Origin of the sequence: Alcanivorax profundi (genome assembly GCF_003597125.1) — a bacterium.
Lineage (GTDB): Bacteria > Pseudomonadota > Gammaproteobacteria > Pseudomonadales > Alcanivoracaceae > Alcanivorax > Alcanivorax profundi.
Genome location: NZ_QYYA01000139.1, coordinates 1 through 422, shown reverse-complemented (window position 1 = coordinate 422; position 422 = coordinate 1). Strand labels below are relative to the sequence as shown.

Here is a 422-nt window from a genome sequence, read left to right as displayed (position 1 = left end):
GATTTCAATGCATAAACCCAAACCCTCCTAGATGCATCATCTAAAAAAGTAACAAAATACATTGCCCCACCCAAGGTTTTTGTCCTCATAGGACCACATACATCAGAATAAACCAAATCTAATGCATGCACTTTATTAACATGAGAAGCAGTTTTAACAAATGAAACCCTATGTTGTTTCCCTGATAAACAATCAAGACAGGTTTTGAGAGGCGTACCTGTCACGTCTGGAAGGAGCCGCTTCCTTGCTAGTAGCTGAAGCCCTTTTTCACTCATGTGGCCTAGACGCCTGTGCCACATGTCAATAGCTGAATCTTCCGCTGCGTTCAACCCACCCTTGCATACACTGACACTTGCCTTGTACAGGGTGCAACACTTCTTTCCTCTGGCTGCGATCAACGAACCCTTGATGAGCTTCCAGCG

At 44.8% G+C, this 422-nt stretch carries 1 protein-coding gene; it reads right to left on the bottom strand.

Annotated elements, in window-relative coordinates; translation table 11 throughout:
• A partial coding sequence (locus D4A39_RS17220; RefSeq protein ID WP_438502578.1) for a hypothetical protein occupies positions 1-275 on the bottom strand: 275 nt, incomplete at its 3' end.
• Between the last annotated feature and the right edge of the window lie 147 nt (positions 276-422).